Here is a 2,918-nt window from a genome sequence, read left to right on the forward strand (position 1 = left end):
ATCTCGACGACGTCGGCCGCGCGGTCCTCGCCCAGGTCGCGCTCGAGCAGCAGGGCCGCCTCTTCTTCGTTGGCGTTGACGAGCAGGTCGTCGGGCAGCAGGTCGCGGTCGAACGAGGGCAGGATGCCGAGGGCGAACGCGTCGAGCACGAGCCGTTGCACCTCGGCGCCGGTCACCGCCAGCAACGCCGCGCGGGTGGCATCCGGGTCGTCGAATCCGGGCCCCAGCAGCACGGCATCCGCCGACTCGAGGGCCGAGCGAAGGGCGTCGTCGAGGGGATCCGACCCGGTCGGCAGCGCGTAGACCCCGGCCTCGGGGAACGCCGGACCCAGGTGCGGCGCGAGCGCGGCGGGGGCGGCGATGCCGACGCGACCCGCGCCCACGCGCAGCGCCGCCTCGCCCGACAACAGCACCGCGCCGGAGGAGCGGGGCGAGCCGCCGACCACGACGACCTGGCCGCGGGACTTCTTGGATCCGCCCGCGTCGGGAGCGCCCCATTCGCGCAGGAAGGCCAGGGTCACGTCCTCAGGCATCGTCGTCTCCGGCGTGGACAGTGACGTCGGCGCCCTGCTCGTGCAGATGATCGACGGACGAGAACGTCACCAGCCGCCACCCCTCGTCGTCGCGGACGAGTTCGGTCACCGACGCGTTGCGCACGGTGTGCCCCGCGGCGAACGCCATCAGCCTCGCCTCGTCGAGATCGAGCAGCACGTACAGGACGAGCATGATGACCGCGTCGTGCGCGACGACGAGCGCGGTCGGGCCGGGTCGGTCGAGCGCCTCGCCCAGGAACGACCGCAGCCGCAGCACGACGTCGGCCCACGATTCCCCGCCCGGCGGCCGATGGAAGAACTTGCCGAGGTGGCGGCGTCGGGCGGCCTCTTCGGGGTGCAGCTCCTGCACGCCCTTCCAGGTCAGCAGGTCGAGGATGCCGAGCTCGCGGTCGCGCAGACGCTCGTCGACCAGGGCTCCGGATGCCGAGGGCCCCACCGCGATCGACAGGGTCTGCAACGCGCGCCGGTACGGCGACGACCAGTACTCGTCGATGGTCTTCTCGACCGAACGCACCCACGCGCCGAGGGCGGCGGCCTGCTCGCGGCCGACGGGGGAGAGCTCGACGTCGGCGTCGCGCGCGTCGAGCGCGATCACGGGGGAGCCCTCGCGCTCCGCCCTCGACGCCGCGACGTTCCCTTCGCTCTCACCGTGTCGGACGAGCCAGAGTCGGGTTACTGCCATGGCGGGACGCTAAGTCGCATACCGTCATTCGCGCGCGGGCGTTGACACCGCGGCCCGGGATTTGCAGGGCCCCTCAGGCCGCGAAGCGGATGAGGCCCAGCGCGAGCACGGTGATCACCGTGGTCCACAGGGCGATCGCGGCGGCCTGCCACGCCAGCACGCGGAGGGGCGGCACGCCGGTCGAGGTGAGGGCGGCGGCGGTGAACTGGGTGGGCAGCAGCAGCGGGCCGAGCAGGCTCACCCCCGGGGTGCCGTAGCGGTGGTACGCCTTCTCGAACTTCTCGCGTCGCGCCGACACCGGTTGCGCACCCCCACCGCGACGGGTGGTGACGGCGGTGCGTACGCGCGAGGTCACCAGGACGACGACCGCGACGCACAGCAGGTTTCCGACCGCGCCGGCGAGGGCGGCGACGACCGGCGGGATGCCGCCGATGATGCCGATCGCGGCGGCACCCTCGCCCTCGATGAAGGGCACCGCGCCGGCCAGGGCGACGATGAGGGGCTGCACGAGGTCGGGCACGTCGGCCACGAGACCCTGGAAGCCGAGGACGAGATCGCTGACGGGATTGGACATGACTGCTCCTGGGGGACGGATCCGCGGCGTCTCCGCGGTTGTTCCATCCCATCGGCGACGGGCGGACGGCGGCAGTGCCGCGATGTCATGACCGATCGGGAGGATGCGGCGGGGCGACCGTGACGAATGTCACGGCCGTACAGTGGCCGGGGTGAGCTCCTCCACCGCCGCCTACGCCCGCGACGTGCGCGTGACCTGGTGGTACACGGCGTCGTCGATCGTGTTCCTCCACGCTTTCGCGGCGCTGCTCTGGTCGCTGGCCGTCTTCGTCGACGGCAGCCTCGCCGCCCTCGTGCTCAACCTGGTCGGCGTGGCCGGGTCGGTGGCATCCGCTGTCTTTCTGCTCGTGCACTACCGCCGGGAGCCCCTCGACGACGGCGACCGGGACGCGCGTCGGCCCGTGTGGCCGCTCGTCGCCGTCGGCGTCGGGTCGGCGGTGGTCATGGGGGTCTCGGCCGGGTCGCCGCTGCTGGGGGTGGGCTACGTCGCGCAGACGCTGTGCCTGGTCCGATGGCGCGGGGGCGTGCGCCTGCGCCTGGCAGTGCTGTCCATCGCGGTGATCGTCGTCGTGTGGTTCATCGAAGCGACGCGCGTGAACCCGCAGGGGTACATCTCGGTGTTCTCGCTGCCGTTCTTCGTCGCCCTGCTGCCGGTGCTGACCGCGACCTCGCTGTGGTGGTGGGACATCGTGCGCGAGCTCGACCGCGCCCGCCGCGCCGAGGGGCGCCTCGCCGCAGCCCAGGAACGCCTGCGCCTGGCCGGCGACCTGCACGACCTGCAGGGGCACCACCTGCAGGTGATCGCCCTGCAGCTCGAACTCGCCGAGAAGATGATGGGACGCGACCCGGATGCCGCCGTCGAACAGGTGCGCGCGGCCCGCGCGAGCGTCGACGACGCCCGACGCGGTACCCGCGACCTGGCCGCGCGGTTCCGCGGAGTGCCCCTTCCCGATGAGCTCGCCAACGCCGCCGACCTGCTGCGCGCCGCCGGCCTGACCGTCGACCTGCTCGTCGACACCGCGGCCGTCGACGCCCCCGCGGACGTGCTCGGGCCGGTCGTCCGCGAGTCCACGACGAATGTGCTCAAGCACGGCGGCGGGGTGTCGGCA

The 2,918-nt window shown here is 73.0% G+C and carries 4 protein-coding genes; 1 reads left to right on the forward strand and 3 read right to left on the reverse strand.

The annotated features are described in order from the left end of the window. The 3 genes from DBR36_RS08420 to DBR36_RS08430 all read right to left on the reverse strand — a co-directional run. A partial coding sequence (locus DBR36_RS08420) for an NAD(P)H-hydrate dehydratase (protein WP_308810944.1) occupies positions 1-533 on the reverse strand: 533 nt, incomplete at its 3' end. Then, on the reverse strand, positions 526-1,236 hold the full coding sequence (locus DBR36_RS08425) for a histidine phosphatase family protein (protein WP_108318490.1): 711 nt from the start codon (positions 1,234-1,236) through the stop codon (positions 526-528). The genes DBR36_RS08420 and DBR36_RS08425, both read right to left, overlap by 8 nt. 73 nt (positions 1,237-1,309) lie before the next feature. After that, positions 1,310-1,810: a small multidrug efflux protein gene (locus tag DBR36_RS08430; RefSeq protein WP_108318492.1), complete on the reverse strand. Its 501-nt coding sequence runs from the start codon at positions 1,808-1,810 to the stop codon at positions 1,310-1,312. Positions 1,811-1,961: 151 nt separating this feature from the next. Here DBR36_RS08430 and DBR36_RS08435 point away from each other — a divergent pair. Next, the coding region (locus DBR36_RS08435; RefSeq protein ID WP_258222637.1) for a sensor histidine kinase at positions 1,962-2,918 on the forward strand (957 nt) is incomplete at its 3' end.

The sequence above is a fragment of the Microbacterium sp. HMWF026 genome (assembly GCF_003061325.1).
GTDB lineage: Bacteria > Actinomycetota > Actinomycetes > Actinomycetales > Microbacteriaceae > Microbacterium > Microbacterium testaceum_E.

Coding starts and splice junctions, on each gene's coding strand:
- DBR36_RS08430 (WP_108318492.1), bottom strand. CDS start 1,810: ATGTCCAATCCCGTCAGCGATCTCGTCCTCGGCTTCCAGGGTCTCGTG.
- DBR36_RS08425 (WP_108318490.1), bottom strand. CDS start 1,236: ATGGCAGTAACCCGACTCTGGCTCGTCCGACACGGTGAGAGCGAAGGG.